The 3,199-nt window shown below is 73.7% G+C and carries 2 protein-coding genes; both read right to left on the bottom strand.

Features of this window, described 5'->3' with window-relative positions; translation table 11 throughout:
* On the bottom strand, positions 1-626 hold a 626-nt coding region (locus tag VF697_RS30765; protein WP_331100511.1), incomplete at its 3' end, for a DUF2520 domain-containing protein.
* 4 nt (positions 627-630) lie between these two features.
* A partial coding sequence (locus VF697_RS30760; RefSeq protein WP_331100510.1) for an ATP-dependent Clp protease ATP-binding subunit occupies positions 631-3,199 on the bottom strand: 2,569 nt, incomplete at its 5' end.

Raw genomic sequence — 3,199 nt, 5'->3', positions numbered from 1 at the left:
CGCGTCAGGGGCAGCAGCGCGGCGAGCGCGTCCTCCTCGGAGATGCCGGCGACTCGGAAGGCCTCCACCGCCGCCGAGAGGGCCGCCACCACGCCGCCCGCGCTCAATACGGCTCCGGCGTGGTAGGCCGCACGGTGCTTCTCCGGCACCCGCAGGGCGTGCAGCCCCACGTCCCTGGCCATCCACTCCAGTGTCTCGCGCAGCCAGCGGGAGCGCGTGCTGACGGCCACCGAGTTCCCCGCCAGGGAGTCGCGTGGATCCGACACCGCGACCAGCGGATGGAAGGAGCCCAACACCCGCCCTCGCGCGGCACCCAGCGCCTCCAGCGCGAGCGCACCCGCGCAGTGCACCAGCGCGGCCCCGCGTGCCAGCTGGGGCTTCAGCTCCTCGGCCGCCGTGGGCACGGCCTTGTCCGGCACGCACAACAGGCACACCCGCGCCTGGGCCACGTCCTTCTCGGAGGCGGGCTTCAGCCCCAGCTCCAGGGCTCGGCGCCGGCTTTCCTCGGAGCGCGCCAGCACGCGCACGGGCCAGCGCTTCGCGGCGAGCGCGAGGGCCAGCGCTCCTCCCAGCCGGCCCACGCCCACCACCACCACCCGCGGGCGACTGGGACGCGTGGGGCTCACGGGCTCAGCGGCTCTCTCGCTCGAAGTGCAGCTCTCCACCGTGCACGGCCACCCGCACCCGGTCGCCCGTCATGAACTCGCCGGCGAGAATCCGCTCGGCCAGGGGCGCCTCCACCAGCCGCTGCACCACCTGGCGCATCGGCCGGGCTCCCAGCTTCGGGTCGAACCCGCCCGACTTCATCAGCAGCTCCACCACGGCCGATTCGGCCACGTACTCGATGCCCTTCTCCGCCACGAGCCGTCGGCTGCTCTCCTCCAGCAGCAGGGTGGCGATCCGCGCCACCTCCACCTCGGCCAGGGGCCGGAAGGGGAGCCGCTCGTCGATGCGGTTCCACAGCTCGGGCGGGAGGGACTGGCGCGCGGCGGCGCTGGCCGCGTCCATGTCGCTCTGGGCCTTCGCCCCCGCCGCGCCCACCGTCCCGAAGCCCAGCGCGCGGCTCGTCTTGTGGAACGCCTCGGCGCCCAGGTTCGTCGTCATGACGATGACGCTGTTGGAGAAGTCGATGTGCCGGCCCTTGCCGTCCGTGAGGCGGCCCTCCTCCAGCACCTGGAGCAGGAGGAGCTGCACCTCGCGGTGGGCCTTCTCGATCTCATCCAGCACCACCACGCACGAGGGCCGTCGGCGCACCGGCTCGGTGAGCTGGCCACCGTCGCCATAGCCCACGTAGCCCGCGGGCGAGCCGATGAGCCGCGAGACGCCGTGCCCCTCGGACATCTCGCTCATGTCCAGGCGCACCAGCGAGTCCTTGCTGCCGAACAGCACCTCGGCCAGGGCGCGCGCCATCTCCGTCTTGCCCACGCCCGTGGGGCCCAGGAAGAGGAAGGAGCCCATGGGCCGGCGTGAGGCGAAGCCCGCGTAGTTGCGGCGGATGACGCGGGCGATGCGCGAGATGGCCTCCTCGTGGCCGATGACGCGCTCGCCCAGGTCCGCCTCCAGCCGCAGCAGCCGCGCCGAGTCCGTCATCAGCAGGCGCTCCTCGGGGATGCCGGCGATCTTCGCCACCACGCGCGCCACGTCCGAGGCCTCCACCAGCTCCTTGCCCTCGCGGCGGCTGCGCGAGCCGGCCAGGTCCACCACCGAGATGGCCTTGTCCGGCATGAAGCGATCCGTCACGTAGCGCGAGGCCAGCGAGGCGGCGGCCTCCAGCGCCTCGGGCGCGTAGCGCAGGCCATGGTGGTCCTCATAACGGCCGATGATGCCCTGGAGGATCTCCACCGTCTCGGGCACCGAGGGCTCGTGCACCACCACCGGCGTGAAGCGCCGCTCCAGCGCCGGATCCTGCGAGATGAACTTGCGGTACTCGTCGTGCGTGGTGGCGCCGATGCAGGGGAACTCGCCGCGCGCCATGGCCGTCTTCAGCTCGTTGGCCGCGTCCTGCGGACCCTCGCCCGTGGAGCCCGCGCCCACCAGCGTGTGGATCTCATCGATGAAGACCACCACGCGCCCGTCCGCGCGCCGCACCTCGTCCTTGAGGGCGTTGAGCTTCTCGGAGAACGCGCCGCGCAGCTGCGTGCCGGCCACCAGCGTGGCCATGTCCAGCTCGAGGAGGATCTTCTCGGCCAGGGTGCCGCGCAGCTCCAGCAGGCGCTGGGCCACGCCCTCCACCACCGCCGTCTTGCCCACGCCCGCCTCGCCCAGCAGGCAGGGGTTGTTGGTGCGCCGCTTGCCGAGGATGTCGATGACCTCCTCGATCTCCTTGGCGCGGCCCACCACGGGATCCAGCTTCCCCTCCTGGGCGAGCCGGCTCAGGTTGCGGCCCAGCGAGGTGAGCATCGGGAAGCGCTTCTCGTCGAGCACCAGCGGGGCGGTGGGGCGGGGCGGGGGAGCTGGGCGCGGCGCGGGAGCCGGGGCGGGCACGGACGGCGCCGGGGCCGGAGCCAGGACGGCCGGAGTCGGCGGCGGGGTGCGCGTCGGGGCCGGGGGCGCGGGAGGCGCGGCCGGAGTCAGGGCGGCGGGGGCCGGCGGCGGGGTGCGCGTCGGCACCGGGGGCACGGGCTTGGGCTCGGGGGTGTCGAGCTCGTCCTCGTGGACCTCGTTGATGAGGTCACGCGGGGAGATGGCGGGCCGCGACGGCGCCCGGGGGGGCGAGAGGGCGGGGCGCGGCGCGCTCACCGTGAGGGCGGAGGCGGGCGGGGCCGAGGGCGGGGCACCCAGGGGCCGGGTCGGACGGGGCATGGTCACCGTCGTCGTGGCGGTGCGGCCCGGCTGGAAGCGGCGGGGCGTGTTCCCGCTGAGGCAGTAGGAGAGGGCGGTGGTGCCCAGGGTAATGAGGTGCAGGCCCGTCTTGGACAGCAGCTCGCTGGCGGCGCAGCGCATCCGGGTGAAGGCCACCAGCAGGTGCAGGCAGTCCGTCTCCCGGGCGCCGCTGCTCTGGGCGACCTCCCTCGCCCGCATGCACAGCTCGCGCACGAGCCCCTCCTGCTCCGAGGGCGGGGCCGTCATCGTCTCGAGGAGGCTGTCCTCGTCGACGCCCTTCTCCTTGAGGAGGAGCTGGGCCCGGTTCTCCACCGTGAAGAGAGCCAGCAGCAGGTGTGCCGAGGTGAGCTTTTGTGCCACGCTCTGGGCGATGTCG

The sequence above is a fragment of the Archangium sp. genome, from assembly GCF_036388035.1.
Taxonomy (GTDB): Bacteria; Myxococcota; Myxococcia; order Myxococcales; family Myxococcaceae; genus Archangium.
Note: the sequence above shows the minus strand (reverse complement) of the source record. Positions and strands in the feature narration are given on the sequence as shown.